Annotated in this window: 20 protein-coding genes and 1 other annotated feature; of the genes, 14 read left to right on the forward strand and 6 right to left on the reverse strand. The window is 45.9% G+C overall.

The genetic code is table 11. The features are described from left to right. Nucleotides 1-325: 325 nt before the first annotated feature. Nucleotides 326-1,795, reverse strand: a complete 1,470-nt coding sequence (locus tag J4N39_RS02495) for a glutamate synthase subunit beta (RefSeq protein ID WP_252021612.1) — start codon at nt 1,793-1,795, stop codon at nt 326-328. Further along, nucleotides 1,795-6,345 carry a glutamate synthase large subunit gene (gene gltB / locus J4N39_RS02500; RefSeq protein WP_252021614.1) on the reverse strand — a complete coding sequence of 1,517 codons (4,551 nt, stop codon included), beginning with the start codon at nt 6,343-6,345 and terminating at the stop codon, nt 1,795-1,797. The genes J4N39_RS02495 and gltB overlap by 1 nt, the downstream gene beginning before the upstream one ends. A 136-nt stretch (nt 6,346-6,481) precedes the next feature. Between gltB and J4N39_RS02505 the strand changes: the two genes are divergently transcribed. The 4 genes from J4N39_RS02505 to J4N39_RS02520 all read left to right on the forward strand — a co-directional run bounded on the left by J4N39_RS02505 (nt 6,482) and on the right by J4N39_RS02520 (nt 10,905). After that, on the forward strand, nt 6,482-6,679 hold the full coding sequence (locus tag J4N39_RS02505; protein WP_252021616.1) for a hypothetical protein: 198 nt from the start codon (nt 6,482-6,484) through the stop codon (nt 6,677-6,679). 191 nt (nt 6,680-6,870) lie between these two features. Further along, nucleotides 6,871-7,818, forward strand: a complete 948-nt coding sequence (gene mnmL / locus J4N39_RS02510) for a tRNA modification radical SAM protein MnmL/YtqA (protein ID WP_252021618.1) — start codon at nt 6,871-6,873, stop codon at nt 7,816-7,818. Between the two features lie 278 nt (nt 7,819-8,096). Further along, a complete protein-coding gene (arcB, locus tag J4N39_RS02515) occupies nt 8,097-10,451 on the forward strand; it encodes an aerobic respiration two-component sensor histidine kinase ArcB (RefSeq protein WP_252021620.1) in 2,355 nt (784 codons plus the stop codon). A gap of 1 nt (nt 10,452) precedes the next feature. After that, the gene (locus J4N39_RS02520; RefSeq protein ID WP_252021622.1) at nt 10,453-10,905 is read left to right on the forward strand and encodes a hypothetical protein; all 453 of its coding nucleotides are present in this window, start codon (nt 10,453-10,455) and stop codon (nt 10,903-10,905) included. A gap of 340 nt (nt 10,906-11,245) precedes the next feature. Here the strand turns inward: J4N39_RS02520 and arcA are convergent, their stop codons facing one another. Then, the gene (gene arcA, locus J4N39_RS02525; protein ID WP_252021624.1) at nt 11,246-11,962 is read right to left on the reverse strand and encodes a two-component system response regulator ArcA; all 717 of its coding nucleotides are present in this window, start codon (nt 11,960-11,962) and stop codon (nt 11,246-11,248) included. Between the two features lie 330 nt (nt 11,963-12,292). Here arcA and J4N39_RS02530 point away from each other — a divergent pair, with 330 nt between their 5' ends. Together J4N39_RS02530 and J4N39_RS02535 are read left to right on the forward strand one after the other, a co-directional pair. Then, nucleotides 12,293-12,697 carry a DUF3293 domain-containing protein gene (locus tag J4N39_RS02530; protein ID WP_252021625.1) on the forward strand — a complete coding sequence of 135 codons (405 nt, stop codon included), beginning with the start codon at nt 12,293-12,295 and terminating at the stop codon, nt 12,695-12,697. Nucleotides 12,698-12,760: 63 nt separating this feature from the next. Next, nucleotides 12,761-13,249: a putative 4-hydroxy-4-methyl-2-oxoglutarate aldolase gene (locus J4N39_RS02535; RefSeq protein ID WP_252021627.1), complete on the forward strand. Its 489-nt coding sequence runs from the start codon at nt 12,761-12,763 to the stop codon at nt 13,247-13,249. Here J4N39_RS02535 and J4N39_RS02540 read toward each other — a convergent pair. Further along, nucleotides 13,232-13,711 (reverse strand): ribonuclease regulator, encoded by a 480-nt coding sequence (locus J4N39_RS02540; RefSeq protein WP_252021629.1) that lies wholly within the window; start codon nt 13,709-13,711, stop codon nt 13,232-13,234. The two genes, J4N39_RS02535 and J4N39_RS02540, sit on opposite strands and share 18 nt — an antisense overlap. A 385-nt stretch (nt 13,712-14,096) precedes the next feature. After that, nucleotides 14,097-14,213 (forward strand) — a sequence feature (Thr leader region). Nucleotides 14,214-14,240: 27 nt separating this feature from the next. On the opposite strand from J4N39_RS02540, the gene thrA reads away from it, so the two are divergent. The 3 genes from thrA to thrC are packed head-to-tail and all read left to right on the forward strand — an operon-like array spanning nt 14,241 to nt 18,936. Next, a complete protein-coding gene (thrA, locus tag J4N39_RS02545; protein WP_252021631.1) occupies nt 14,241-16,700 on the forward strand; it encodes a bifunctional aspartate kinase/homoserine dehydrogenase I in 2,460 nt (819 codons plus the stop codon). 2 nt (nt 16,701-16,702) lie between these two features. Next, a complete protein-coding gene (gene thrB, locus J4N39_RS02550; protein ID WP_252021632.1) occupies nt 16,703-17,659 on the forward strand; it encodes a homoserine kinase in 957 nt (318 codons plus the stop codon). Beyond that, nucleotides 17,656-18,936 carry a threonine synthase gene (gene thrC, locus J4N39_RS02555; protein WP_252021634.1) on the forward strand — a complete coding sequence of 427 codons (1,281 nt, stop codon included), beginning with the start codon at nt 17,656-17,658 and terminating at the stop codon, nt 18,934-18,936. The genes thrB and thrC overlap by 4 nt, the downstream gene beginning before the upstream one ends. Before the next feature lie 213 nt (nt 18,937-19,149). Here the strand turns inward: thrC and grcA are convergent, their stop codons facing one another. Further along, nucleotides 19,150-19,527 (reverse strand): autonomous glycyl radical cofactor GrcA, encoded by a 378-nt coding sequence (gene grcA / locus J4N39_RS02560; RefSeq protein ID WP_252021636.1) that lies wholly within the window; start codon nt 19,525-19,527, stop codon nt 19,150-19,152. Nucleotides 19,528-19,874: 347 nt separating this feature from the next. On the opposite strand from grcA, the gene nfo reads away from it, so the two are divergent. The 3 genes from nfo (at nt 19,875) to J4N39_RS02575 (ending at nt 22,445) form a co-directional block, all read left to right on the forward strand. Beyond that, on the forward strand, nt 19,875-20,741 hold the full coding sequence (gene nfo / locus J4N39_RS02565) for a deoxyribonuclease IV (protein ID WP_252021638.1): 867 nt from the start codon (nt 19,875-19,877) through the stop codon (nt 20,739-20,741). 331 nt (nt 20,742-21,072) lie between these two features. Beyond that, complete coding sequence (gene ung, locus J4N39_RS02570) at nt 21,073-21,747, forward strand: uracil-DNA glycosylase (RefSeq protein WP_252021640.1); 675 nt, start codon at nt 21,073-21,075, stop codon at nt 21,745-21,747. A gap of 146 nt (nt 21,748-21,893) precedes the next feature. Continuing rightward, a complete protein-coding gene (locus J4N39_RS02575) occupies nt 21,894-22,445 on the forward strand; it encodes a hemerythrin domain-containing protein (protein WP_252021642.1) in 552 nt (183 codons plus the stop codon). 48 nt (nt 22,446-22,493) lie between these two features. Here J4N39_RS02575 and J4N39_RS02580 read toward each other — a convergent pair whose 3' ends face one another. Continuing rightward, nucleotides 22,494-22,685 (reverse strand): DUF3545 family protein, encoded by a 192-nt coding sequence (locus J4N39_RS02580; protein ID WP_252021644.1) that lies wholly within the window; start codon nt 22,683-22,685, stop codon nt 22,494-22,496. 691 nt (nt 22,686-23,376) lie between these two features. Between J4N39_RS02580 and J4N39_RS02585 the strand changes: the two genes are divergently transcribed. Beyond that, on the forward strand, nt 23,377-24,807 hold the full coding sequence (locus J4N39_RS02585; RefSeq protein WP_252021646.1) for an alanine/glycine:cation symporter family protein: 1,431 nt from the start codon (nt 23,377-23,379) through the stop codon (nt 24,805-24,807). Between the two features lie 100 nt (nt 24,808-24,907). Continuing rightward, nucleotides 24,908-25,681: a peroxide stress protein YaaA gene (gene yaaA / locus J4N39_RS02590; RefSeq protein WP_252021647.1), complete on the forward strand. Its 774-nt coding sequence runs from the start codon at nt 24,908-24,910 to the stop codon at nt 25,679-25,681. Nucleotides 25,682-25,695 lie beyond the last annotated feature (14 nt).

The following is a 25,695-nucleotide window of genomic DNA, read 5'->3' on the forward strand; positions in this document are numbered from 1 at the left end:
TTGTGCTTATAAATAGTGCAATAAATTGTAAGCATTTTATTTACACCAACTTTACAAGCTATATGCAATCGCAAGGATGGTCAAGTTTTCAGCAGAGAATGTGGGAAGTGGTTAGAGAAGGGGGGGGGAATGTGTTGAGGGTCGGTAAACGGTAATCGGTAAACTGGAAGATCCGGTTGGCTCTGTCTCTTACCGTTTACCGTTAGCCGCAGGTGTCCGTTTCCCCCTTTCCCGTTCTCATTAACCAAAAAAGGCCTGCAAAGGACAGCTTGCAGGCCAATTAGGAAGGAAAGTTATATCTCGCCTCTCTCAAGGCGAGTATTCATCAAGCTGACAGCATTAATGAGTCAGCTTTGGCTTCTAGGTTGGTATTACCCATTAAGAAGTCGTCAACCGCACGTGCACACTCACGGCCTTCGTTGATACAGCGAACTACTAGAGACTGACCAGTACGCATATCGCCAGCAGCAAATACACCTTTCTGGTTGGTCTGGAAACCTTCAGTCGCTACGTTACCACGCTCATCAAGTTTGATGTCTAGCTGTGCAAGTACACCAGTTGGTTCTGGGTGAAGGAAGCCCATCGCTAGGAACGCCATATCACATGGGATAACACGTTCACTGCCTGCAACTTCTTCAAAGCCCGGACGTTCACCTGGTTTAGCGTCTTGCCATACGATGTCAGCAATACGTAAGCCAGTTACTTGGCCTGCATCGTTACCGATGAATTCTTTCGTCAGGATGTTCCAATGACGTTCACAACCTTCTTCGTGAGAAGTGGTTGTCTTCATGATCATTGGGTATTGCGGCCAAGGCATGTTCGCTGGGCGCTTTTCTGGTGGGATTGGCATGATCTCTACTTGAGTGATGCTTGCTGCGCCATGACGGTTAGAAGTACCAACACAATCCGAACCTGTATCACCACCACCGATAACTACAACATGCTTATCTTTGGCATGAATCTCTTCAGCTTTAAGATCCATGTTATTGGCACGGCGGTTGTTTTGGCCTAGGAAATCCATTGCAAAATGAACACCCTTGAACTCACGGCCTGGAACAGGCAGATCGCGAGGCACAGTAGAACCACCAGTGAGAAGCACAACGTCATGCTCTTGGCGCAACTGTGCTGCATTAACATCAACACCAATGTGCGCATTAACGACAAACTTAACACCCGCACGTTCCATAAGGTCGATCTTGCGATCAATCACTTCCATGCTGAGCTTGAAGTCAGGGATACCAAAACGTAGTAGGCCACCGACTTTTTCGTCACGCTCATATACTGTCACAGTATGACCCGCACTGTTTAGCTGCTCTGCTGCCGCTAGACCTGCAGGGCCTGAACCAATGATGGCGACAGTTTTACCTGTGCGAGAACGAGGTGTTTTCGGTTTAGCGTACCCTTCACGGTACGCTGTTTCTACGATGGTTTTCTCAATGTTACAGATGGTGATTGGGTCTTGGTTAATCCCCAATACACATGCACTTTCACAAGGTGCTGGACAAACACGGCCAGTAAACTCTGGGAAATTGTTGGTTGTGCTTAGAATGTTCCAAGCCTCTTCCCAGCTGTCACGGTAAACCGCATCGTTAAACTCAGGGATGATGTTGCCAATTGGGCAGCCGTTATGACAAAACGGCACACCACAATCCATACAACGAGAAGCCTGAGTATTGATTTTGCTTCCGAACTCTTCGTTAAGAACAAACTCTTTGTTGTTTTGAATACGAACACTAGGGTCTAATTTGCGTGGCAATTCACGACCGTGCTCTAAAAATCCAGTAGGCTTACCCATTATACGGCCTCCATCTCTTCCTTGATTTTCGCCTGTTGTGCTTCAGCTTTACGCTTTTGAAGTACAGCTTTGTAGTCTCGTGGCATGACTTTCACCAATTGCGCTAGGTTCGCATCAAAGTTTGCAACAAACTCCTTCGCTACCGTACTACCAGTAAACTCGATATGCTTGGTTAGCATCTCTTGTAGCAGTGCTTTGTCTTCATCTTCAATTGGGTCTAGGTCAACCAGTTCAGGGTTTAGCTTGGTTTCAAAGTCACCATCTTTATCCCAAACGTAAGCAGTACCACCACTCATACCCGCAGCAAAGTTACGTCCTGTAGAACCTAGGATAACGGCAATACCACCAGTCATGTATTCACAGCCGTGGTCACCCACGCCTTCAACAACGACTTTCGCACCAGAGTTACGTACACAGAAACGTTCACCCGCCATACCGCGAATGTAAGATTCACCTGACGTTGCACCGTAGAAACATACGTTACCCACAACGATGTTGTCTTCAGCAACAATGGTCGATTTCGCATCTGGGTAAAGTACTAGCGTACCGCCAGACAGACCTTTGCCCCAGTAGTCGTTCGCATCGCCTTCTACTTCGAACTTCACGCCCTTAGCAAGGAAAGCACCGAAGGATTGACCCGCACTACCGTTAAACTTAACGTTCATCGGTTGAGGTAGACCTTGGTCTTTGTAAACTTTCGAGATTTCGTTCGACAGCATAGTACCTGCCGAGCGGTCGGTGTTGATGATTGGGAACTCGGCGTTAACCGCTTCACCTTTCTCTAGTGCTGGGATCGCCGCTTGAATCAGCTTACGGTCCAGAACTTCTTCTAGGTTGTGGTTTTGCTCAGTTTGGTTGTACTCACCATCTTCTGCACGTGCTTTCTCGATATGCAGAACTGGTGATAGATCTAGGTTTTTGTACTTCCAGTGACCAATATCTTCACGAACTTTTAGCTTCTTAGATTGACCAACCATCTCATCGATGGTGCGGAAACCTAGTTCAGCCATGATTTCACGCAGGCCTTCTGCCATGTACTGGAAGAAAGTCACTACGTCTTCTACGCGGCCATCGAAGCGCTCACGTAGGGTCTTGTTCTGAGTTGCGATACCCACAGGACAGGTGTTCTTGTGACACTTACGCATCATGATACAGCCTTCAACCACAAGTGCTGCAGTTGCTACGCCCCATTCTTCTGCACCTAGCAGTGTTGCCACAGCAAGGTCACGAGGGGTCTTCATCTGACCATCAGACTGAACCACGATACGGTTACGTAGACCGTTTTTCAGTAGCGTCTGGTGAGTTTCAGCCAAACCTAGCTCCCAAGGAAGACCAGTGTGGCGGATAGAAGACATAGGCGATGCACCTGTACCACCGTCAAAGCCTGCAATAAGCACAACGTCTGCTTTCGCTTTTGCAACACCTGAGGCGATAGTACCTACACCTGCTTCAGACACTAGCTTGACGTTTACACGGCCGTCACGGTTAGCGTTCTTCAAGTCGTAGATCAGCTGCGCCAAATCTTCGATTGAGTAGATGTCATGGTGTGGTGGTGGCGAGATTAGACCAACGCCTGGAGTCGAGTGACGCGTTGCACCGATCCAGTCATCAACTTTATCACCTGGTAGCTGACCACCTTCACCTGGTTTCGCACCTTGTGCCATCTTGATCTGAATTTCATCAGAGTTGGTTAGGTAGTACGAAGTTACGCCGAAACGACCAGATGCTACCTGTTTGATAGCTGAGCGTTCCCAGTCACCGTTCTCTTTACGTTCGAAACGTGCTGGGTCTTCACCACCTTCACCTGAGTTCGATTTCGCTCCGATACGGTTCATTGCTACCGCAAGGGTAGAGTGCGCTTCGTAAGAGATAGAGCCGAAGGACATTGCACCGGTTGCAAAGCGTTTCAGGATGCTTTCAATTGGCTCAACTTCTTCAAGTGGAACCGAACCTGCTGGGTTCTTAACGAAATCTAGCTGGCTACGTAGTGTCGCTGCGTTATCGCCTTGTTGATCAACCGCAGATGCGTATTGCTTGAACTGAGCGTAGTCTTTATTGCGAGTAGACTGCTGCAGTAGCGAGATAGTTTCTGGGTTGAATAGGTGTTTTTCACCACGCTGTTTCCACTGGTAAACACCACCCACATCTAGGATCTGAACTGGGATTTCACGAGTAGGGAAACCAATGCGATGACGCACAAGCACTTCTTTTGCGATATCGTCGATGGTTAGACCTTCGATACGAGAAACTGTGCCAGTAAAGTACTTATCAACCACTGACTTGCTGATACCTAGAGCTTCAAAGATTTGAGCACCGTGGTATGACTGCAGTGTAGAGATACCCATCTTAGAGAAGATCTTCAGTAGGCCGCCATTGATTGCCTTACGGTAGTTATCAAATAGCTCTGAAATGCTCGCTTCAGGATCTAGCTTCTTAGTGCGCTGCAAATCCACCATAGTTTCAATCACTAGGTATGGGTTAACTGCGTTTGCACCGTAACCCACTAGGGTTGCGAAGTGATGCGTTTCACGTGCGTCGCCTGTTTCTACCACGATGTCACACTTAGCACGTAGACCTTTGCGGATTAAGTGGTGGTGAACGGCGCCAACGGCCAGCATAGCTGGGATAGCAGCGTGGTTAGAGTTTACAGCACGGTCCGTCAGAAGAATGATTGAGTAACCATCAACCACGGCATCTTCAGCGTACTGACAGATACGTTTCAGTGCACGCTCTAGTTTGCCTTCATCTTCATTAGCTTGGAATACGATGTCTAGCGTCTTCGCTTGAAGGTGCTCATTATCAATCGCACGCAGTTTTTCCAGCTCAGAGTTAGAAAGAACCGGTGATTCAAGCTCTACTTTTTGACAGTGCTCTGGCGATTCAGCCAGTAGGTTCTGATCCTTGCCTAGGTAAGTGTTCAGAGACATAACCATACGCTCACGGATCGGGTCGATCGGCGGGTTAGTTACCTGAGCAAATAGCTGCTTAAAGTAGTTCGAAAGGTGTTGTGACTGGTGCGATAGGATCGCTAGTGGCCAGTCAGCACCCATCGCTGAAAGAGGTTCTTTACCATCTTTCGCCATAGGAACGATGATTTCGTTCACTTCTTCAGAGCTGACACCGAACGCTTGTTGTTTGTGCAGTAGTTTCTCTGGAGACGGTTGGCTAAATTCGTTGCTCGCATCTGGCAGTTTTTTCAAGCTAAGTAGGTTGTCTTTCACCCACTGCTCGTAAGGTTGCGCTGATGCAATGCTGTTTTTCACTTCTTCATCAGAGATGATGCGGCCTTGCTCAAGGTCAGCAACAAAGATACGACCTGGTTGTAGACGGCCACGGAATTCAACATTCTCAGGCTCAATTTCAACAACACCAGACTCTGACGCCATGACTAGGAAATCATCTTTCGTCACTGTGTAGCGAGATGGACGTAGACCGTTACGGTCTAGCGTTGCCCCCACTTGTACACCGTCGGTGAAACATACAGATGCAGGGCCATCCCATGGTTCCATTACGTTAGCGTGGTACTGATAGAACGCACGACGTGTTGGGTCCATGTTTTTGTTTTCTTGCCATGCTTCAGGGATCATCATCATCAATGCATGTGGCAGCGTGCGACCAGATAATACTAGTAGCTCAAGCGCCATATCGAAGTTAGATGAATCCGAGCTACCTTCCTGACAGATAGGAAGCAGCATGTCGATTTCAGTTTGGGTAAATAGCTCTGACTCGATGATCGCTTCACGCGCTTTCATCCAGTTCAAGTTACCGCGAACGGTGTTGATCTCGCCGTTGTGCGCAATGTAACGGAAAGGCTGCGCCAGACGCCATTTCGGGAATGTATTGGTAGAGAAGCGTGAGTGCACAAGTGCAAGCGCTGTCACCATGGTTGGGTTTTGCAGGTCGAGGAAGTACTGAGGTACTTGCTCGGTTGTCAGCTGACCTTTGTAAACCAGGGTCTTGTATGACATTGAGTTGATGTAGAAATCATCACCAATGTTAGAAATGCTTTCTAGACATACACGAACCGTGTAGTTACGTAGTACGTATAGCTTACGCTCTAGCTCCTCAGGAGATACTCCTGGGCCTGCTGAGATAAATACGTGCTCGAATTGAGGCTCAGTGCTAAGTGGGTCTTCACCGATCATTGAGTTGTCAACAGGTAGGACACGATAACCCAGTACGTCCAACTCAAGGCGCTTAGCATTGCGCTCTAGAATGTCACGGCATTGCTGACGTTTGTACTCATCTTTAGGGAAAAGAACAACACCAACACCATATTTCTCAAATGAAGGCAATTTAATGCCTAGTTTTACCGTCTCTTCGAGTAAGAACTCGTGCGGTTTCTGCAGCAAAATACCTGCGCCGTCACCACTACATGGATCACAGCCTTGACCGCCACGGTGTTCCATACGCGCTAGCATGTCCAGTGCTTGCGTCACTACGTCGTGAGATTTGCGGTTTTTCAGATGAGCGACAAAACCGATACCACAAGCGTCATGCTCCAGTTCAGGAGTATACAGACCTCGTGATGCCTGATCTTTATCTACCATAGATACATCCTTCCAGTTATTTCAGGCGACAATCTGTGTGTGACTGCCAGCCCTGTCCTAAATTATTTGAAATCACATCCAGCATTAGTGTTGTTTTTGCTGGCGGGAGTCCTTTCTGCCCTTCGCAGGAAAAAGTATGCGAAGAAAACATTTCCTTGGCGTAATTCCACATTTAAGCCTTTATGGGTGGCTTTTTATGTTGGTAGGTGTGGAAAATTGCCCGATTTTTGCCGCCTATACCGTCGATAAATCGCTCGATATTTTAGGGGCAAGTGAAACCATCCTACAGTTTTGGCTAGCTAAATTCCAACGAAAAGTGACTCTAATTGATTAAAAACTGATTACCCTTTCGCATACTTAGCGCAACAAACTGCTAACTAAGGCATTTTCACCGCCAAATTTTGCATGTTTATTGACTTCGCCCAGTATTTAACCGGTGGCCGTTCGATAGAATTTGGAGTTTTCTTTTAGAAAGCTGTAATTTTATTTCATAAATGAGAGTGGCTCTCAACTAGGTTATTTGCAATGAAACAACTACATCAACTGGTCAACACCCTTGGGCAGGATCTACAACGTCGCTATGGAGAAAAAGTGCATAAATTGACACTTCATGGTGGTTTTAGTTGCCCTAACCGAGATGGCACGATTGGCCGTGGTGGTTGTACATTTTGCAACGTGGCTTCTTTTGCCGATGAACAAGCGCAAGTGAAATCTATTACTGAGCAGTTAACTGACCGAGCGGGAGAAATCGCTCGAGCGAAGAAATATTTCGCTTATTTTCAAGCCTACACTAGCACTTATGCTGAGGTGCAAGTGCTTAAGAAAATGTATGAAGAGGCAACAAAACAGGCGGATATTGTTGGTTTGTGTGTTGGCACACGCCCTGACTGTGTGCCTGATGAGGTGTTGGAACTGCTTACGGATTATAAAAATCAGGGCTACGAGATCTGGTTAGAGCTTGGTTTGCAGACGGCAAATAACCAAACCCTTAAGCGAATCAACCGTGGTCATGATTTTGAATGCTACGCCGAAATTACCCGTCGAGCACGAGCACTGGGTTTGAAAGTTTGTACTCATTTGATCTTGGGATTACCGGGCGAAGGGCAAGACGACTACATGGATACCATTAATAAGGTCGTGGACGTTGGCACCGATGGTATCAAGCTGCATCCGCTGCACATCGTGCAAGGCAGTACCATGGCTAAAGCTTGGCAGGCAGGACGTATGGAAGCACCAGAACTGCAAGCTTACGTAGAAGCCGCAACCAAGATCATTCAGCACACCCCAAGTGATGTGGTTTACCACCGAGTAACAGCCTCTGCTCGCCGACCGACTTTGCTCTCTCCTCTCTGGTGCGAAAATCGCTGGGCAGCGATGACCGATATCGGCCGTGCACTGGATGCCAGCGGTGCGCAGGGCGTGGCGCTGGGAGATGAGTTCGAGTATACGTTACCGGTGTTGAATAATCGGTAATCGGTAATCGGGAAACGGCATAGGAAAAGCGTGACATTTACACTTGAGATACGACTTGGTTGTTCTAATGCCGCTTCCCGCTTCCCGCTTCCCGCTTCCCGCTTCCCGCTTCCCGCTTCCCGAGCTATTTCATTTGCCTTCCCCCCATTTCCCCTGTATCTATCTCCCCTCAAGCAATTACTTTTATTCCCAATCATTTAGTGACTTGTGAAGCGACGACACGCACCTCTCGCTCTCAGTCGTTACAATGCGGTTAATCACCTTAGTTGGAGCCTTCTATGCAGCCGATGAAAAAACTGGCGCAGTATTATGTCGACCTGTTGGTCAAATTGGGCATTGTACGTTTCTCAATTCTGTTAGCTTTAGCGCTGGTGGCGCTGGCTGTTTTTGTCCAAGTCGGAATCACCTTGGCATTGCAGGGGCGAGTGGATGATATTGATATCATTCGCTCGGTCTTTTTTGGTCTATTGATCACCCCTTGGGCCGTTTATTTCTTGTCTGTGGTGGTTGATCAACTCGAAGAGTCTCGTCAACGCTTGTCTAAGCTTGTTGCTAAGCTCAAAGACATGCGCTCACGTGACCAAGAGCTTAACTTCCAACTTCAGAACAACATTGCGCAGCTAAATCTCGAAATTGATGAACGTCAGCGGGCAGAAGAGGCGAGAGAAGAGGTGCTTAAAGATCTCGAGAATGAGGTTTATCAGCGTGAACGTACTCAAGTTGAGTTGGCTGACCGTACTGTGCTGCTGCGCTCTTTTATCGACGCCTCTCCAGATCTGATTTATTACCGCAATGAAAAAGGGGAGTTCTCCGGCTGTAACCGAGCGATGGAAAACTTAACCGGTAAACATGAGAAAGAGCTGGTGGGTTTGACTCCTTGGGATGTATACAGCAAAGAAGTCGCCGAACAGATCGTCGATACCGACCGACAGGTTATTGAAGGTAACCACTCATTGACCTACGAGCAGTGGTTAGAGTATCCAGATGGCAAGAAAGCCTATTTTGAGCTGCGCAAAGTGCCATTCTACAGTAAAGACGGTAAACACCTTGGCTTAGTGGGCTTTGGTCGTGACATTACAGAGCGCAAGAAGTATCAAGATGCGTTGGAAAAGGCCAGCCAGGATAAGACCACCTTTATCTCCACCATCAGCCATGAACTAAGAACACCACTTAACGGCATTGTTGGCCTAAGTCGGATGCTACTGGATACACGGCTCGATGAAGAGCAGCGTCAATACTTGCAAACCATCAATGTCAGTGCAGTCAGTCTTGGCAATATCTTCAACGATATTATCGACATGGATAAGTTCGACCGCCGCAAACTCGAACTCCTGCCTAAGCCACTAGATTTTAAAGAATTTGTTGCCGAAATTGATAGCATTGCCAGTTTGATGGCGGTGCAAAAAGGGCTGCGCTTTGATTTAGAGCGCCTGAGCGATTTGCCTGCAGGTATTGAAGTCGATGCCACTCGCCTTCGCCAAGTGCTATGGAATCTTATCAGTAACGCCATGAAGTTCACTAAAGAAGGCGGGGTAGTGATGAGCATTAGCGCCGACGTAGAAGGTGCGTTGGCCAATATCTGTATCGAAGTTGAAGATACCGGTATCGGGATTCCGGAAAAAGAACTCGATAAGATTTTTGCCATGTATTATCAAGTGAAATCAGGTAAAGACAATTTGCACGCCGTCGGTACTGGTATTGGGCTTGCGGTTTCAAGGCAGCTCATCAACATGATGGGTGGTGATATTGAAGTGTCCAGTGAAGAGGGCTTTGGTAGTACCTTTACAGTGACCATCAGTGTGCCACTGGCCGAGATTGAAACTGAGCAACCAAAGCAAGTCAGTATCGATATGCCATCGATGCGCATTTTTATGGTGGAAGACATTGAACTCAATGTCACCGTTGCCCGTTCTTTGTTAGAGAGCCTAGGTCATCAGGTGGATGTGGCTATGAGTGGTAACGAGGCGATAGAAAAGTTCTCACCAGAACAATATGACCTTGTCTTACTTGATATTCAGCTGCCGGATATGACAGGCTTTGACGTTGCTAAGCATTTCAGAGACAACTACCAGGACTTACCACCATTGGTGGCACTGACAGCGAATACCTTGAAAGATAAGCAAGAGTACCGTGAAGGAGGAATGGATGACGCCATTAGCAAACCTTTATCGGTTAAAGGGGTGAAAACCGCCCTAGCATTGACAAACAGTCCAATTAAAAACGAGCCTCAAACCGATAAGCCAGTCAAGGCGGTTAAAGAGTCGAACCGCGAGGTTACTGCGCGCATCCTAGATTTAGAAATGTTAGAGTCGTATGTGGATATCGTTGGACCAGATCCTGTCATGCAGAGTATCGAGATGTTTGAGCAAGCGATGCCCGAGTACATCAAGGTGCTTGACTCTAATATGGTGGCTAAAGATCAAGACGGTATTGTCTCTGAAGCGCACAAGATCAAAGGGGCGGCAGGTTCGATTGGTTTGAAGCACATACAAGGTGTTGCTCAAAAGGCGCAGTCACCAGAACACCCAGCTTGGTGGGAAAACATCAACGATTGGGTGGAAGAGATCAAAAATGGGTATCAACACGATATCCGTATACTAAAACAATGGTTGAATGATTATAAAGGGGATTAGTATGAAAGCGGCAATCTTACTAGGCGCTGCATTGTTGGCGGGTTGTGCGACTTCACAGGTAGATACCCAAGCACCTTGGGGGGCTGATCAACAGGTGTCTTTTGCTCAAGCAACACTAGAGCTAAACAGCAGCTTATGGATCAATATGATGCCATCGGCGGCACAAGACCGAGAATTTACCCTTAACGCTGCACTTTATATCGTGACACAACAAGAGTTGCCAGCAGATCTGGCGGTGAGTCAAGTAGTGCTTCGTCAAGGAGACACTACGCAAATCATCTCAACTAGTGATTTTGAACTGCGCACGCACTCTGAGCAGCAATGGGAAGTTGCATTAAATACCGGAATGAACATTGACAGTGACAAGAGCGTTGATGTTGCGCTAGAGCTTAATCATGACGGTCAAACTCAATGGTTAATCGAACGCAATGTGAAGGTAGACGTCGCTTACTAGGGCGTGTTGACCTTTCGATGCCAAATTTTGTTCAATCTAGATGGGTTCTGAGCAAGGAATAAGGAACGTAGCATAGTCATTCTATGTGAGAGACGAATGACGCAGCGCAGGAGCCATCTAGATGAACCCTCCGGGCAGTGTTTGTCAGCCCTTTCTCCTGCGTTATCACATATTTGTATAGAATGACTATACGGCATATGTGCTGCCTTGGATAAAGAGCTGACAAACGCTGCAAAAATGACCTCGAAAGGTCAACACGCCCTAGCTTTACACCAGATGATAAAAAGCCCAGCATTTTTTTGCTGGGCTTTTTAGTTGTTCAGATAACGCGATGAGAAGATTACTCTTCTAGGTCACCACAGAAGCGGTAGCCTTCACCGTGAATCGTTGCGATGATTTCTGGTGTATCAGCGATAGATTCAAAGTGCTTACGGATACGACGAATCGTTACGTCAACAGTACGGTCATGTGGCTTAAGCTCACGACCAGTCATCTTCTTCAGCAGATCGGCACGAGTTTGGATCTTGCCTGGGTTTTCACAGAAGTGAAGCAGGGCACGGAATTCAGAACGTGGTAGCTTGTAGCTCTCACCACCAGGGCTCACTAGAGAGCGGCTGTTGATGTCTAGCTCCCAACCGTTGAATTTGTAGCTTTCAACACTGCGCTTCTCTTCTTGAACCGCACCTGTGCTCATTGAGCGGTTTAGCAGGTTGCGAGCACGGATAGTTAGCTCACGTGGGTTGAATGGCTTGGTGATGTAGTCATCAGCGCCGATTTCTAGACCTAGGATCTTATCAACTTCGTTGTCGCGGCCGGTTAGGAACATTAGCGCAACATTCGCTTGTTCACGCAGTTCACGAGCCAGCAGCAGGCCATTTTTGCCTGGTAGGTTGATATCCATGATCACCAAGTTTACTTGGTTTTGCTCAAGCAGCTGGTGCATTTCTTCACCGTCGCTTGCTTCGAAAACAGCGTATCCTTCAGCTTCGAAAATGCTTTTTAGCGTATTGCGTGTTACTTGCTCATCTTCAACGATAAGGATTTGTGGGGTTTGCATTGGCGGTACCTAAATTGTAACTAAACTGTTTAACTAAATAGATTTTAGGCAAAAAAAATAACACATAGGAAAAGTGTTAATGATAATAGTCGATGCGTATCAAAAAAACACTCCCTATAAATGGTACGCCGTCCGTGGGAGCCTATATGATAACTGGCTCTGACCTCTGTGCTTTGAGATGTTCTTTTCTGCCATCAATTGTTAGCAATTCTATATTGTTAACAGCTTGCTAACAATGGCTGAAATGCACTTCTGTCCACTTTGTTGATTTACATCAATAGATGAAAACTAACTAGAATAGATAGTAAATTATCGATTTAGTGAATATTTATGATGGAAATTTCAGCGTCGCTTTGGCGTGCATATCAGGCAATCGTTTTCTTCACTGACAAACCGATAACATTTGAGCGATTTGTGGTGATAACAGCCTGTAACCCTAGAAGCATCAAGGCTTCAGAAGAAATCAATTATCAGCGAAATAATCAGCTAAGAGAGCAAATTAACAACGAAAATTTTATACAACTAGAGGTTGGTGATGCCGAAAAGCTCTGGGTAGAACCGAGTTTTTGTGTAGAAATATCACTACAAAATGGGTTAAAACTGGCACAAGAGTTTGATCAAAATGCCCTCTATTACGTAGAAAATGGCCAACTATGGTTGATCTCATGCTGTGACGAACGTCTCAATTTAGGGCCGTTTGATCAAAAAGTTAGAAAAGGAAAAATAGACAACTAATTCACTTAGCTTATTGCTCGTAATGATTGTCGAGCAATCAAAAGAAAAATCCAAGGAGGAAACATGCAAGACTTACTGCCAGATCTATGTGATCAGTACCCTGAGCAAGTCACGTTACTAGACCTACCATTGCAAAACTTCGGTGAGAGAACCGCATTTTGGGGAGAGATAGTGACTGTGCGCTGTTTTCATGACAATTCTAAAGTTCGTGAAATGCTTGGCCAAAATGGTAAAGGAAAAGTACTTGTAGTGGATGGAAATGGCTCGACTCAACGAGCGCTATTGGGAGATCAATTGGCGATTCTTGCGATTGAAAACCAATGGGAAGGGGTTATCGTCTGGGGAGCTGTACGAGATGTTGCTGCGATGTCGCAAATGGATATTGGCATCAAAGCCATCAGTGCTTGCCCATTTAAAACCGAGAAAAGAGATCTTGGTGAAGTGAACATCGGTCTGACCATTCAAGGTCAGATGATTCAACCAGGCGATTACATCTATGGGGATTGGAATGGGGTGCTGCTGTCAAAACAGCTTTTAGAAGCTAAAGCCTAATCCGACTTCAATACCTTGCTGCCACTCTTCAACATCAAGGGTGGCACGCAAATCAATATTATCTGACAACTTCACTCGACTCGATACTTCTGCTGATAGTTTCTTATCTTGCTCATTGGCATCAATATCTTTATTGACCTGTGCTCTCAAACCACTGTTGACAGTAATACGATCATTAAACTGGTAACTTACGCCACTTAGAAAGCCATTGTTTTGGTTGCTTTGACTGTTACTCATACTGGTCGCAATGTACAAATCGACATCGCCAAACACGTTATATGCGTAACCACTTTCGATATTCCACACATCAAAGCTTTCCCCTTGGCTCTGGGTACTGTTGTAGGTGGACATGAAAAATTTGTGGGCGCTCTCGGTTGGCTCACTCTTTGGTAGGAGATCTAATGGGCCAGCAACGGATATTGCGGGCAGCACAAGAAGGCTTGCGAGTAGTACTTTTTTCATGCTGCCTCCTTGAGTCGTGAATCTATTACAGAATATAGCGGAAGTTCCCTCAAGGTTCGATCTTTTTATCTTTACCCGAATTTATCTGGGATCTTTCTCACTAATTGTAGATCTTTTTTTCATCTTGTTGCTTAGATTAACCACAAAATCTGTCCGATTTTTAATATCTTATTGATAGAGTTGTCGCTAGTTGCTGTCTGGGACGATTCGATCTTTGGCGCACAATATGATAATGAGGTCACAGATCCTAGTTGTAAAATCTGTGGTTAAATATGGCTTGTAAATGCAATTTTTGTCACTTTTAGGTTGACTCAGTTACGTAAAGTCGGTAAACGTAGAGGTAGGCAAACACACAAGATGCAACACAATTAATATATGATGCAAAATCGTCTTACCACAACCACCACCATTATTATTACCGACACAATTGTTGGGGCGGGCTGGTAAGCGAAAGAAATTTCAAAAAAAGGCCTGTATCCCCAGAGATACAGGCCTTTTTTTATGCAGTTTTTAAATACCGGAGGAAGGGATGCGAGTATTAAAGTTTGGAGGCTCATCGTTAGCAGATGCAGATCGTTTTTTAAGAGCGGCGGACATCATTGCCAACAATGCAAAGCAAGATGAGATCGCCGTGGTGCTATCAGCACCGGGCAAGACAACCAATAAGTTGGTGTCGGTTATAGAAGGTGCCTTGCGCAATGGAGAAGCCGAACTACAAATTAATGAACTGCAAGAATCACTACAAGGTTTGTATGATGAAGTACTTAAGCAAGTACCTAACCTTGATGGTGCTGGTTTCAATAATCAGTTAACCAGTTCTATTTCTCAATTGCGCCAGTTTGTTCACGGGATCTCTCTTCTGGGAATGGTGCCTGACCACGTTAATGCACGCATCATCAGTAAAGGCGAGCGAGTGTCGATTCAACTGATGAAAGCGGTACTTGAAGCGAAAGGGCAGGCGGCAGATCTTATTGATCCAGTGAAGTATTTAGTCGCTGAAGGCAACCACCTTGAAGCCATGGTCGATGTTGACCGCTCTACCGCAAACTTCCAAGCTGAACCTTTAGCCAAACAGACTGTGCATATCATGCCGGGCTTTACAGCAGGTAATGAGCAAGGCGAATTGGTCACTTTAGGTCGCAATGGTTCAGATTACTCAGCCGCAGTATTAGCAGCGTGTCTACGTGCAGAGTGTTGTGAGATCTGGACAGATGTTGACGGGGTATATAACTGTGACCCTCGACTGGTAGACGATGCTCGCTTGCTGAAATCACTCAGCTACCAAGAAGCAATGGAGCTTTCTTACTTTGGTGCCTCTGTACTGCATCCAAAAACTATCGCCCCAATTGCTCAATTTCATATCCCTTGCTTGATCAAAAATAGCTTCAACCCACAAGGTCAAGGCACTCTGATCGGTCAAGATACTGGTGAAGATAATCTTGCTATCAAAGGTATCACGACGCTAAGTAACCTAACTATGGTGAACGTTTCAGGCCCTGGCATGAAAGGCATGGTTGGCATGGCAAGCCGTGTGTTTGGTTCGATGTCAGCTGCAGGTGTTTCTATCGTTCTTATCACTCAGTCTTCTTCGGAGTACAGCATTAGCTTCTGTATCGAAGCAGCAGACAAAGCAAAGGCGCAAAGTGCATTAGATGAAGCGTTCGAGCTAGAGCTTAAAGATGGCTTACTAGAAGAAGTGGAGTTCATGGATGATGTAGCGATCGTCACCTTGGTCGGTGATGGTATGCGTACTTCTCGCGGCGTAGCATCTCAGTTCTTCTCATCGCTGGCTGAAGTGAATGTTAACATCGTGGCGATTGCACAGGGTTCTTCTGAGCGCGCTATTTCAGCGGTGATCCCAGAAGATAAAATTTCTGAAGCCATCAAAGCATGTCACGAAAACCTATTTAATTCTAAGCACTTCCTAGATGTATTTGTGGTGGGCGTTGGCGGTGTTGGTGGTGAACTTGTCGACCAAATCTACCGTCAGCAACAAAAACTGGCAGACAAAGGCATCATGCTACGAGTGTGTGGTTTGGCTAACAGTAAAGGCATGCTACTCGATAGCCAAGGTCTGCCACTTGAACATTGGCGCGATCGCATGGCAAACGCTACAGATAGCTTCAGCTTGCCGCAGCTGATTGCATTGGTGCAGCGTAACCACATCATTAACCCGGTACTGGTTGATTGTACGTCAAGCGATGCAATTGCTGCGCAATACGCTGATTTCCTAGGGGCTGGCTTCCACGTCGTAACACCGAACAAGAAAGCTAACACTGCAAGCATGACTTACTACCACCAACTGCGTAATGTCGCACGCTCTTCTCGTCGTAAATTGATGTATGAAACAACAGTTGGCGCAGGTCTTCCTGTGATCGAAAACCTGCAAAACCTAATTTCTGCGGGTGACGAACTTGAGAAATTTAACGGTATTTTGTCAGGCTCACTCTCTTACATCTTCGGCAAATTGGACGAAGGTATGACACTAAGCCAAGCGACCAATGTGGCCAATGATAATGGCTTTACCGAGCCAGATCCTCGTGACGATCTTTCTGGCATGGATGTCGCTCGTAAGCTATTGATCCTTGCTCGAGAAGCTGGTTTTGATTTGGAACTGGATGATGTCGTTGTTGAGCCAGCACTGCCACCAGGTTTTGATGACTCAGGAACCGTGGAAGAGTTTATGCAACGTCTGCCTGAAGCCGATGAGTATTTCTCTAAACTTGCAGCAGAGGCGAAAGCGGAAGGCAAAGTGTTGCGTTATGTTGGTGAGATCAACGATGGCAAGTGTAAAGTCGCTATCGCTGCGGTTGATGAAAATGACCCAATGTACAAAATCAAAGATGGTGAAAATGCCTTGGCATTCTACAGCCGATACTACCAACCAATCCCACTTGTATTGCGTGGCTATGGCGCAGGTACAGAAGTAACGGCTGCAGGTGTATTTGCTGATGTGATGCGTACCCTTGGTTGGAAATTAGGAGTTTAAGCATGAGTGTTGTTGTTTACGCTCCGGCGTCTATCGGAAACGTGAGTGTTGGTTTTGATGTCTTGGGGGCGGCAGTGTCCCCAATTGATGGCACGCTGTTGGGTGACCGAGTGAAAGTAGAAGCGAGCGACCAAGCATTTTCTCTTTCAACATCAGGTGACTTTGTGGCTAAACTGCCGCAAAACCCGAAAGAGAACATTGTTTACGATTGCTGGAAAGTTTTTGCTCGAGAGCTAGATAAGAAAGGGGTTGAGCTTAAGCCCCTTGCCATGACGCTTGAGAAGAACATGCCAATTGGCTCTGGATTGGGTTCAAGTGCGTGTTCTATCGTTGCGGCATTGGATGCGCTTAATCAGTTTCACGACAATCCACTCAATGAAATGGAACTCTTGGCGTTAATGGGGGAGATGGAAGGTCAAATCTCTGGCGGCATCCACTATGACAACGTTGCACCTTGTTACCTAGGTGGTGTGCAGCTTATGCTCGAAGAGCTGGGCCACATCAGCCAGTCAGTACCAAGTTTTGACGATTGGTATTGGGTAATGGCTTACCCAGGAATCAAAGTCTCTACCGCTGAAGCGCGAGAGATCCTACCATCTCAATACCGTCGACAAGATATCATTGCTCATGGCCGCCATTTGGCAGGCTTTATTCATGCAAGTCACTCTGGTCAGCCGGAACTTGCGGCAAAAATGATCAAAGACGTGATTGCCGAACCATATCGTGAGAAACTGCTGCCTGGTTTTGCTGATGCTAGAGCCTATGCCGCTTCTGCGGGTGCACTGGCGACGGGTATCTCAGGTAGTGGTCCAACACTGTTTAGCGTCTGCAATCAAAAGGATGTCGCTGAGCGAGTGGCTCGCTGGCTTGAGCAAAATTATGTGCAAAATGAAGAAGGATTCGTCCATGTTTGTCGTCTAGACAAGCAAGGCTCAAAAGTAACAGGAAGTGAGCTATGAAGCTTTACAACATCAAAGAACAAGATCAACAAGTCTCTTTTGGCCAAGCCGTGCGCCAAGGACTAGGCCGTAATCAAGGTCTATTTTTTCCGTCAGAACTGCCTCAGCTTGAGGACGTCGATGCGCTGCTAGATGAGCCTCTAGTCCCTCGTTCAGCAAAGATCCTTTCAGCGCTGATTGGTGAAGAGCTGTCTGAAGAGAAAGTGGCAGAGCTGGTTGGCAATGCATTTCAATTCCCTGCGCCAATCAACAAAGTAAAAGAGGGCGTTTACGCACTTGAGCTGTTCCACGGCCCAACGCTTGCGTTTAAAGACTTTGGTGGACGCTTTATGGCGCAATCACTTGCCGCAGTATCTGATGGTGGGAAAATCACTATCTTGACTGCGACTTCAGGTGATACGGGCGCAGCTGTTGCTCACGCGTTCTACGGCATGGAAAACATCAATGTGGTGATCTTGTACCCGAAAGGTAAGATCAGCCCGCTGCAAGAGAAACTTTTCTGTACCCTAGGCAAAAACATTCACACAGTAGCCATTGATGGCGACTTTGATGACTGTCAGGCATTGGTGAAACAAGCATTTGATGATGCAGAGCTTCGTCAAGAAATTGGCCTTAACTCAGCCAACTCAATCAATATCAGTCGTTTGATGGCTCAGATCTGTTACTACTTTGAGGCTGCATCTCAGCTCTCTAAGCAAGAGCGTGAGAACCTAGTGGTATCAGTACCAAGTGGTAACTTCGGTAATTTGACGGCAGGTCTGCTGGCAAAAGCGCTAGGCTTACCAATCAAACGCTTTATTGCAGCAACCAACGTTAACGATACAGTACCACGTTACCTAGAAACGGGTGAGTGGTCACCAAAACCGACCATAGCAACAACGTCGAATGCAATGGATGTGAGCCAGCCAAATAACTGGCCACGCATTGAAGAGTTGTGCCAACGCAAAGGTTGGGGGCTTGATACACTAGGTAAAGGTGCGGTGACGGATGAGCAAAGTGCTCAAGCGGTACGTGAACTAAATGAGTTAGATTACTTGTGTGAGCCGCACGGTGCGATTGCATACCGAGTTCTTGACCAGCAGCTTCAAGACGGTGAAACCGGCCTATTCCTATGTACAGCGCACCCAGCGAAGTTCAAAGAAGTGGTGGATGAGATTCTAGGCAGCGACATCGAGCTACCAGGTCCATTGGCAAAACACGCTGCAATGGAGCTTCTATCACAAGATCTCAACGCAGACTTTGAGCAACTCAAAGCAGTATTGCGCTCAGTGCAGTAAGAGTTAGAGTTGGATGGGAAGGTCGTCGATAGTGGCGGCCTTTTTTATGATTATTCGGTAAGCGGGATACGGTAAACGGCAAGCGGTGTTTCCAGTGTTAGTTATTGCCATCTTCCGTTAGCCAATGGCGTCCGTTTCCCGACTTTCCCTTAACCGAAATAAAAAAACGGCGCTCAATCGAGCGCCGTTTTTAAAATTCCTGTTCTCTAAAAATTATAGAGAGTCAGTAAAAGTACGTGCGATAACGTCGCGCTGCTGCTCTGGAGTTAGAGAGTTGAAACGTACAGCGTAGCCTGAAACACGGATAGTAAGCTGTGGGTACTCTTCTGGGTGCTTAACTGCATCTTCTAGAGTTTCACGCTTAAGAACGTTAACGTTTAGGTGTTGACCGCCTTCGATTTTAGCAGCTGTTTCGATAGCTACTTCACGGCTTTCGTATTCACCTAGGTCTGCAGCTGAAACAACTTGGTCAGCTTCGTAACCGTTAGCAGCAGCAACACAGCGAGCTTCGTTTTTCTCTGTATCTAGAATCCAGATAGAGTTTAGTAGATCGTCGTTAGCTGCTTTAGTGATTTGGATACCTTGGATCATGACTTTCTCCTAGTCCACTTGCGTGGTTATATAACTAATTAATGTAAATTTTTTAATTCTTGTTGAGCTGCTAATGATTTAGCGTATGTCCAATATAATAATCTTGATTTGAGTCAAATTACAACTAAAAACCGCAACTTTTTTACGGTGAATAGTTTGTGTTAAATCAATAAACCCTTTAAAAACAATGTAAGTACAAAATATTTGATACTATAAAAAATATTTTAAAGTGATAAATGTTGTAATTTTACTACAAATATTAACTTTACTAACGCTTTTGATAACGTAAGTTATTGCTTATTGGTAGCCCCTTGTAAGTGGTTACAGAAACAAGTTACAGGATAAATATGAAGTTTATTGGTGCCCATGTATCAGCGGCTGGTGGCGTCGACCAAGCGCCACTGCGCGCTCGTGAAATTGGGGCAACTGCGTTTGCTCTTTTTACTAAGAATCAGCGTCAGTGGCAGGCAAAGCCGCTCGAAGCGAAGACGATTTCTGCTTTCAAAGCCAACTGCAAAATGTTGGGCTTTTCCCCAGAGCAGATTTTGCCTCACGACTCCTATCTGATAAATCTTGGAGCTCCAGAAGCTGAAAAGCTGGAGAAATCTCGAGCGGCGTTTATTGATGAGATGGAGCGCTGTCAGCAGTTGGGACTGACTCTGCTCAACTTCCATCCAGGAAGTCACTTGAAGAAGATCAGTGAAGAAGTGTGCCTAGCCACTATAGCTGAATCAATTAATATCGCTCACCGAGCAGTGCCAGATGTGATCGCCGTGATTGAGAATACTGCGGGTCAGGGGACAAATTTAGGTTGGCGCTTTGAGCACTTAGCCGAGATCATTGAGCTAGTTGAGGACAAATCTCGCGTCGGGGTATGCATTGATACCTGTCATACTTTTGCCGCAGGTTACGATCTTAGTAGTGAAGATGCTTGCCGAGAAACCTTTGATGAGTTCGATCGCATCGTTGGCATGCACTATTTAAGGGCAATGCATCTTAATGATTCAAAAACAGAATTGTCTTCTAGGGTGGATCGTCATCATGCACTCGGCAAAGGTCATATCGGTTTATCCTGTTTTGAGTTCATTGCTAAAGATCGTCGTTTCGACCGTATCCCATTGATCTTAGAGACAATTGAACCCGATCTTTGGCCACAAGAAATAACCATGTTGAAAAAATGGTCAAATGAAACCCAAGAAAAAGTAGGGATTTAAGCGTAAGTTCACAAAGTTGGCATCAAACTTTCATTGGTTACATTGTGCAATGTTGCATTGGCAGCTTAGCAGCAGAATTGAAAACCATTAGGAGGCTATTATGGTCAGCAAAGTTTATGTTCAACCTCGTTTCATGCCAATTCCTAACCGTCACATTCAGGGACGTGGTCATTGGCGTACCCCGCAAAAGCAGCAGTAACCTAATCTGCTCTCAATGGTTTGTCTGGGAACTTCCCAGGCAACATTGAGTGTGCTCTGGTGCTTTGTTTCAATATAAAGTTCGCTACAATATGGCTTCGACATCCTTGGTTATCTAGTTATCGGAGCATCCATGTCCATTTCCTTGTCTTGGCAAGACGTTATCTCCCAAGAGCAGCAGCACCCTTACTTCCAGCAAACCCTTGAGTTTGTCCAAAACCAGCGTGATAGTGGAAAGGTGATTTTTCCCCCACAATCTGATGTGTTCAATGCATTTGATAGCACCGAGTTAAGTCAAGTCAAAGTGGTGATCTTGGGCCAAGACCCTTACCACGGTCCTAACCAAGCCCACGGTTTGTGTTTTTCTGTGTTACCCGGAGTAAAAACACCTCCATCTTTGGTCAATATGTATAAAGAGCTTGCAACGGACATTCCCGGCTTTGAGATCCCCGACCATGGATATTTGCAAAGTTGGGCCGATCAGGGAGTGTTGCTTTTAAACACAGTACTAACGGTTGAACAAGGCTGTGCACACTCCCACGCTAAAATTGGCTGGGAGACATTCACCGATAAAATCATCGAAGTGCTAAATCAGCATAACGAAAAGATAGTGTTCTTGCTTTGGGGAGCTCATGCTCAGAAAAAAGGTCGAATCATCGACCGTGACAAGCACCATGTCTTGGAGGCTCCGCATCCATCTCCGCTATCTGCTCGACGTGGCTTCTTTGGTTGTAAGCACTTTTCTCAAACCAACCAACTGCTTAGCCAAATGAATAAGACTCCAATTGATTGGCAGCCAAAACGCTAGTTGGTGAATAATTAATCAAGGTCAATGTGCCAAAATCGCTTCTGAGCTATGTTGTCTGATACAGGTTTGCAAACTGCGCTGCACTTTCTTGTGTGGTGATAGTGGCGTAAACCTGCGTCAGGCTAAATATAATAAGGAAGGAAGCTATGATGTTAGAAAGGATACGCCGCGAGCATGGCTACATGATGCGACTGTTGGCGATACTACGCAAAAAGCTCAATGCGCTCAAAAATGAAGAGCCGATCAATTACTCATTGGTTAAAGAGGTTGTAGATTACTTATGCAATCACTCTGAACGCACCCACCACCCTAAAGAAGATATCCTCTATCTTTACTACTTAGAGAAATACCCCGATGCCGCAGAAGTTGCTAACCTAGAAGCGGATCATGGTGATCTGGCCAATCTAACTCATGAGTTTCTCGATACCATAGAGATGATCTTGCAAGATGCTGTGGTGCCGCAGGATATTTTTATTCAAAAGCTCGAAGAATTCATTGCCAAGCAAAAACAGCACCTAGAACTAGAGGAGCAGCAAATCCTGCCAAAAATTGCCGACGTGTTTACCACCGAAGACTGGCAATACGTTGAAAGCAAATGGCATGCAGAAGAAGACGATCCCCTGTTTGGCGACACAATTGCCGATCGCTACAAACAGTTGGCCGAGCGTGTTCGTCAGGTGGATACCGAACAGGTATAAACCCGGAAAACAAATGAAAACAGGCGCCACGAATGGCGCCTGTAATGATTATAAGTCTATATCGTCTAAACTCAGATCCTGACCGATATCCATTTCCATCAGTTCTCTTTGCAGACGCTGTCTGTCTTTAATGGCTTCTATTTCACGCCATTTACGCTTAACAGGTTTACTCCGTGTTGATGTTGCACGTACCGGTTGAGCATCCATTGAATAGATATCATCGAGTTGAAAGCCTTCCATATGCGACCTCGCTTGTTATTGATGTTATCGGACTCCGTGTGAGCCTTTTTAGTAACATAGTTGCGCTGAGCATATCTATGACATATTTCTCATTTGTTTCGCTTAGATGAAGCTTTTATGGAGATTCAATGCCTAATTCACAATTTTTGGGTGGTTGTGCTGTATAAAAAATAAGCAAACAAATTTTTTTTTGCCGCTATAGTTATCCAAGGATTTTGTTAAATCGCAAACGTTTCCGTGATGTTGAGGTGTTGCTGCTGTGCTGCAAACGCTTCTTTTTAGTGAACAGTGTTCAGTTGAAATAGTGTGCAACAGCAGATTCTCAGCACGCCAGAGCGGGCAAAGGATGGGGGGAAATAAGGTCGAATTGATGACTCTTGCTTCAATCTTGTGCTTTTGTGTTAATAAGTTTCGACTGTTTATTTTGAATTTATTTATTTGTCATTGTTATAACTGTTAACACTTGCTGCAATTGCAGTCGATATCACTAGGTGTACTCAATTTGTGGCATATTGATTTTTGACGCTGTCCTCTGCATTATCCCCGCCGTCAAAATAACGATAACGCCTTTCGGCGATTGATTTGCAAACGACGACAAAGCTCCGTTAGTGCCATCAAATGGTCAGCTATCGAGAATTTTAGGTGCACCCAGTTGAGTGCTGCCGTGTCATAAACTCTGTGTGAGGTTCAAGTGACAGATCTAATCAATTTAATGAACGACCTACTTTGGGGGTCGATTCTAGTTTATTTATTGGTAGGTGTAGGTATCTACTTTACCGTTCGTCTGGGGTTCATCCAGTTCCGCCATTTCGGCCACATGTTTACGGTATTGAAAAATAGCCGTAAAGCCGACAAAGCAGGTATTTCTTCTTTCCAAGCTTTATGTACCTCGCTTGCGGCACGTGTTGGCACGGGTAATATGGCTGGTGTAGCTGTAGCGCTCACCGCAGGTGGCCCAGGTGCTATCTTCTGGATGTGGCTGATCGCTATGTTGGGTATGGCAACATCGTTTGCTGAAAGCACCCTAGCACAGCTATATAAGACTAAAGACAGCGATGGTAACTACCGTGGTGGCCCAGCTTACTACATGGAAAAAGGTCTGGGTATGCGCTGGATGGGCATCCTATTCTCTATATTCCTTATCATCGCATTTGGTTTGGTATTCAATGCTGTTCAAGCCAACTCTATCGCAGGCGCAATGCAAACCGCATTTGGTGTTGAGCCGATGTACATGGGCAGCGCTCTTGTGGTTCTATCTGCCTTTATTATCTTTGGTGGCCTACGTAAGATTGCGCGTACTGCTGAGCTGATTGTGCCAGTAATGGCTCTGGCGTACCTAGCATTGGCTATCTTTGTGATGCTAATGAACCTAGATAAGGTGCCAGAAGTTATCTCTCTTATCTTTAAGAGCGCATTTGGCCTGCAAGAAGCGGCTGCTGGTGGCCTTGGTTATGCGATTGCACAAGCGATGATCAACGGTATCAAGCGTGGTCTGTTCTCGAATGAAGCGGGTATGGGTTCTGCGCCAAACGCTGCGGCATCAGCAACGCCTTATCCTCCGCACCCTGCATCACAAGGTTATGTACAGATGCTGGGTGTGTTTATGGATACTATCGTGATCTGTTCTGCAACCGTTGCAATTATCCTAATGTCAGGTGAATACGTACCTCACGGCGAGATCACGGGTATCGAACTGACTCAGCGCGCTCTGAGCAGCCAGGTAGGTGATTGGGGTGGCATCTTTGTTGCTGTTGCGATTTTCTTCTTCGCCTTTACTTCGATCATTGCTAACTACTCGTACGCTGAGACCAACTTGATTTTCATTGGTCACAACAAGAAAGCGGGTGTGAACCTGTTCCGTATTATTGTGCTTGGCATGGTACTGTTTGGTTCAGTGGCAGCGATGCCGACGGTATGGGGCCTTGCTGACGTCTCAATGGGTTTGATGGCGATTGTTAACCTTGTAGCCATTATCCTATTGTCGGGTATCGTGGTGAAGCTGGCGAAGGATTACAACCGTCAGCTTGATGAAGGTAAGGTGCCAACGTTTGATGCTAATGACTACCCAGAGCTGAAATCTCAGCTTGAAGAAGGCATTTGGTACAACCAAGACAAAAAGTAATCGTTTAAGCCTATTACAACGATTTGAAAAGCCGTGCTGACTCAGCGCGGCTTTTTTTATATCCTATCGACATAAAAACAAATACTGAGAGAGTCAAACGATGCTAATTCTGGTTTCCCCAGCAAAAACCTTAGATTACGAGTCCCCACTCGCAACGGAAAAATTCACTCAACCTGAGCTGGTGGAGCACAGTGCGGAATTGATTGAGGTATGTCGTAAGCTAACGCCAGCAGATATCTCAAGTTTAATGAAAGTCAGTGATAAAATTGCCACCCTCAATGCAGTGCGCTTTGAAGAGTGGTCAGAGCAATTTACTCAGCAAAATGCCCGCCAAGCGATCTTGGCTTTTAAAGGCGATGTATACACCGGACTGGAAGCTGAGACATTTTCTGAGCAAGACTTTGATTACGCTCAAGAGCATTTACGCATGCTATCTGGGTTGTATGGCTTACTTAAACCCCTAGACTTGATGCAACCTTACCGCCTTGAAATGGGCACAAGACTTGCCAATGAGCGTGGTACCAATTTGTATCAGTTCTGGGGCAATATTGTGACGGATAAGGTTAATCAAGCGCTGAATGCACAGGGTGATAATGTACTGATCAATTTAGCTTCAAACGAGTACTTTAAGTCAGTGAAAGCAAAGAGTGTCGATGGCACTATCATTACGCCAGTATTCAAGGATTGCAAAAATGGTCAGTACAAGGTGATCAGCTTCTATGCGAAAAAGGCACGAGGCATGATGGCTCGTTACATCATTCAAAACCGCATTGAGAAGTTGGAAGACCTGACCAAATTTGATGTGGCAGGATACTACTTTGAACCAACGGAATCGACCGCAACAGAGTATGTCTTCAAGCGTGAAGAGCAATAAAATTGAATTGAAAT

Source organism: Vibrio sp. SCSIO 43136, assembly GCF_023716565.1.
Lineage (GTDB): Bacteria > Pseudomonadota > Gammaproteobacteria > Enterobacterales > Vibrionaceae > Vibrio.

Excerpts from the sequence above, each read along its gene's own strand:
- J4N39_RS02495 (WP_252021612.1), bottom strand. The coding sequence starts at position 1,795 with ATGGGTAAGCCTACTGGATTTTTAGAGCACGGTCGTGAATTGCCACGC.
- gltB (WP_252021614.1), bottom strand. The coding sequence starts at position 6,345 with ATGGTAGATAAAGATCAGGCATCACGAGGTCTGTATACTCCTGAACTG.
- J4N39_RS02505 (WP_252021616.1), top strand. The coding sequence starts at position 6,482 with ATGCGAAGAAAACATTTCCTTGGCGTAATTCCACATTTAAGCCTTTAT.
- mnmL (WP_252021618.1), top strand. The coding sequence starts at position 6,871 with ATGAAACAACTACATCAACTGGTCAACACCCTTGGGCAGGATCTACAA.
- arcB (WP_252021620.1), top strand. The coding sequence starts at position 8,097 with ATGCAGCCGATGAAAAAACTGGCGCAGTATTATGTCGACCTGTTGGTC.
- J4N39_RS02520 (WP_252021622.1), top strand. The coding sequence starts at position 10,453 with ATGAAAGCGGCAATCTTACTAGGCGCTGCATTGTTGGCGGGTTGTGCG.
- arcA (WP_252021624.1), bottom strand. The coding sequence starts at position 11,962 with ATGCAAACCCCACAAATCCTTATCGTTGAAGATGAGCAAGTAACACGC.
- J4N39_RS02530 (WP_252021625.1), top strand. The coding sequence starts at position 12,293 with ATGATGGAAATTTCAGCGTCGCTTTGGCGTGCATATCAGGCAATCGTT.
- J4N39_RS02535 (WP_252021627.1), top strand. The coding sequence starts at position 12,761 with ATGCAAGACTTACTGCCAGATCTATGTGATCAGTACCCTGAGCAAGTC.
- J4N39_RS02540 (WP_252021629.1), bottom strand. The coding sequence starts at position 13,711 with ATGAAAAAAGTACTACTCGCAAGCCTTCTTGTGCTGCCCGCAATATCC.
- thrA (WP_252021631.1), top strand. The coding sequence starts at position 14,241 with ATGCGAGTATTAAAGTTTGGAGGCTCATCGTTAGCAGATGCAGATCGT.
- thrB (WP_252021632.1), top strand. The coding sequence starts at position 16,703 with ATGAGTGTTGTTGTTTACGCTCCGGCGTCTATCGGAAACGTGAGTGTT.
- thrC (WP_252021634.1), top strand. The coding sequence starts at position 17,656 with ATGAAGCTTTACAACATCAAAGAACAAGATCAACAAGTCTCTTTTGGC.
- grcA (WP_252021636.1), bottom strand. The coding sequence starts at position 19,527 with ATGATCCAAGGTATCCAAATCACTAAAGCAGCTAACGACGATCTACTA.
- nfo (WP_252021638.1), top strand. The coding sequence starts at position 19,875 with ATGAAGTTTATTGGTGCCCATGTATCAGCGGCTGGTGGCGTCGACCAA.
- ung (WP_252021640.1), top strand. The coding sequence starts at position 21,073 with ATGTCCATTTCCTTGTCTTGGCAAGACGTTATCTCCCAAGAGCAGCAG.
- J4N39_RS02575 (WP_252021642.1), top strand. The coding sequence starts at position 21,894 with ATGATGTTAGAAAGGATACGCCGCGAGCATGGCTACATGATGCGACTG.
- J4N39_RS02580 (WP_252021644.1), bottom strand. The coding sequence starts at position 22,685 with ATGGAAGGCTTTCAACTCGATGATATCTATTCAATGGATGCTCAACCG.
- yaaA (WP_252021647.1), top strand. The coding sequence starts at position 24,908 with ATGCTAATTCTGGTTTCCCCAGCAAAAACCTTAGATTACGAGTCCCCA.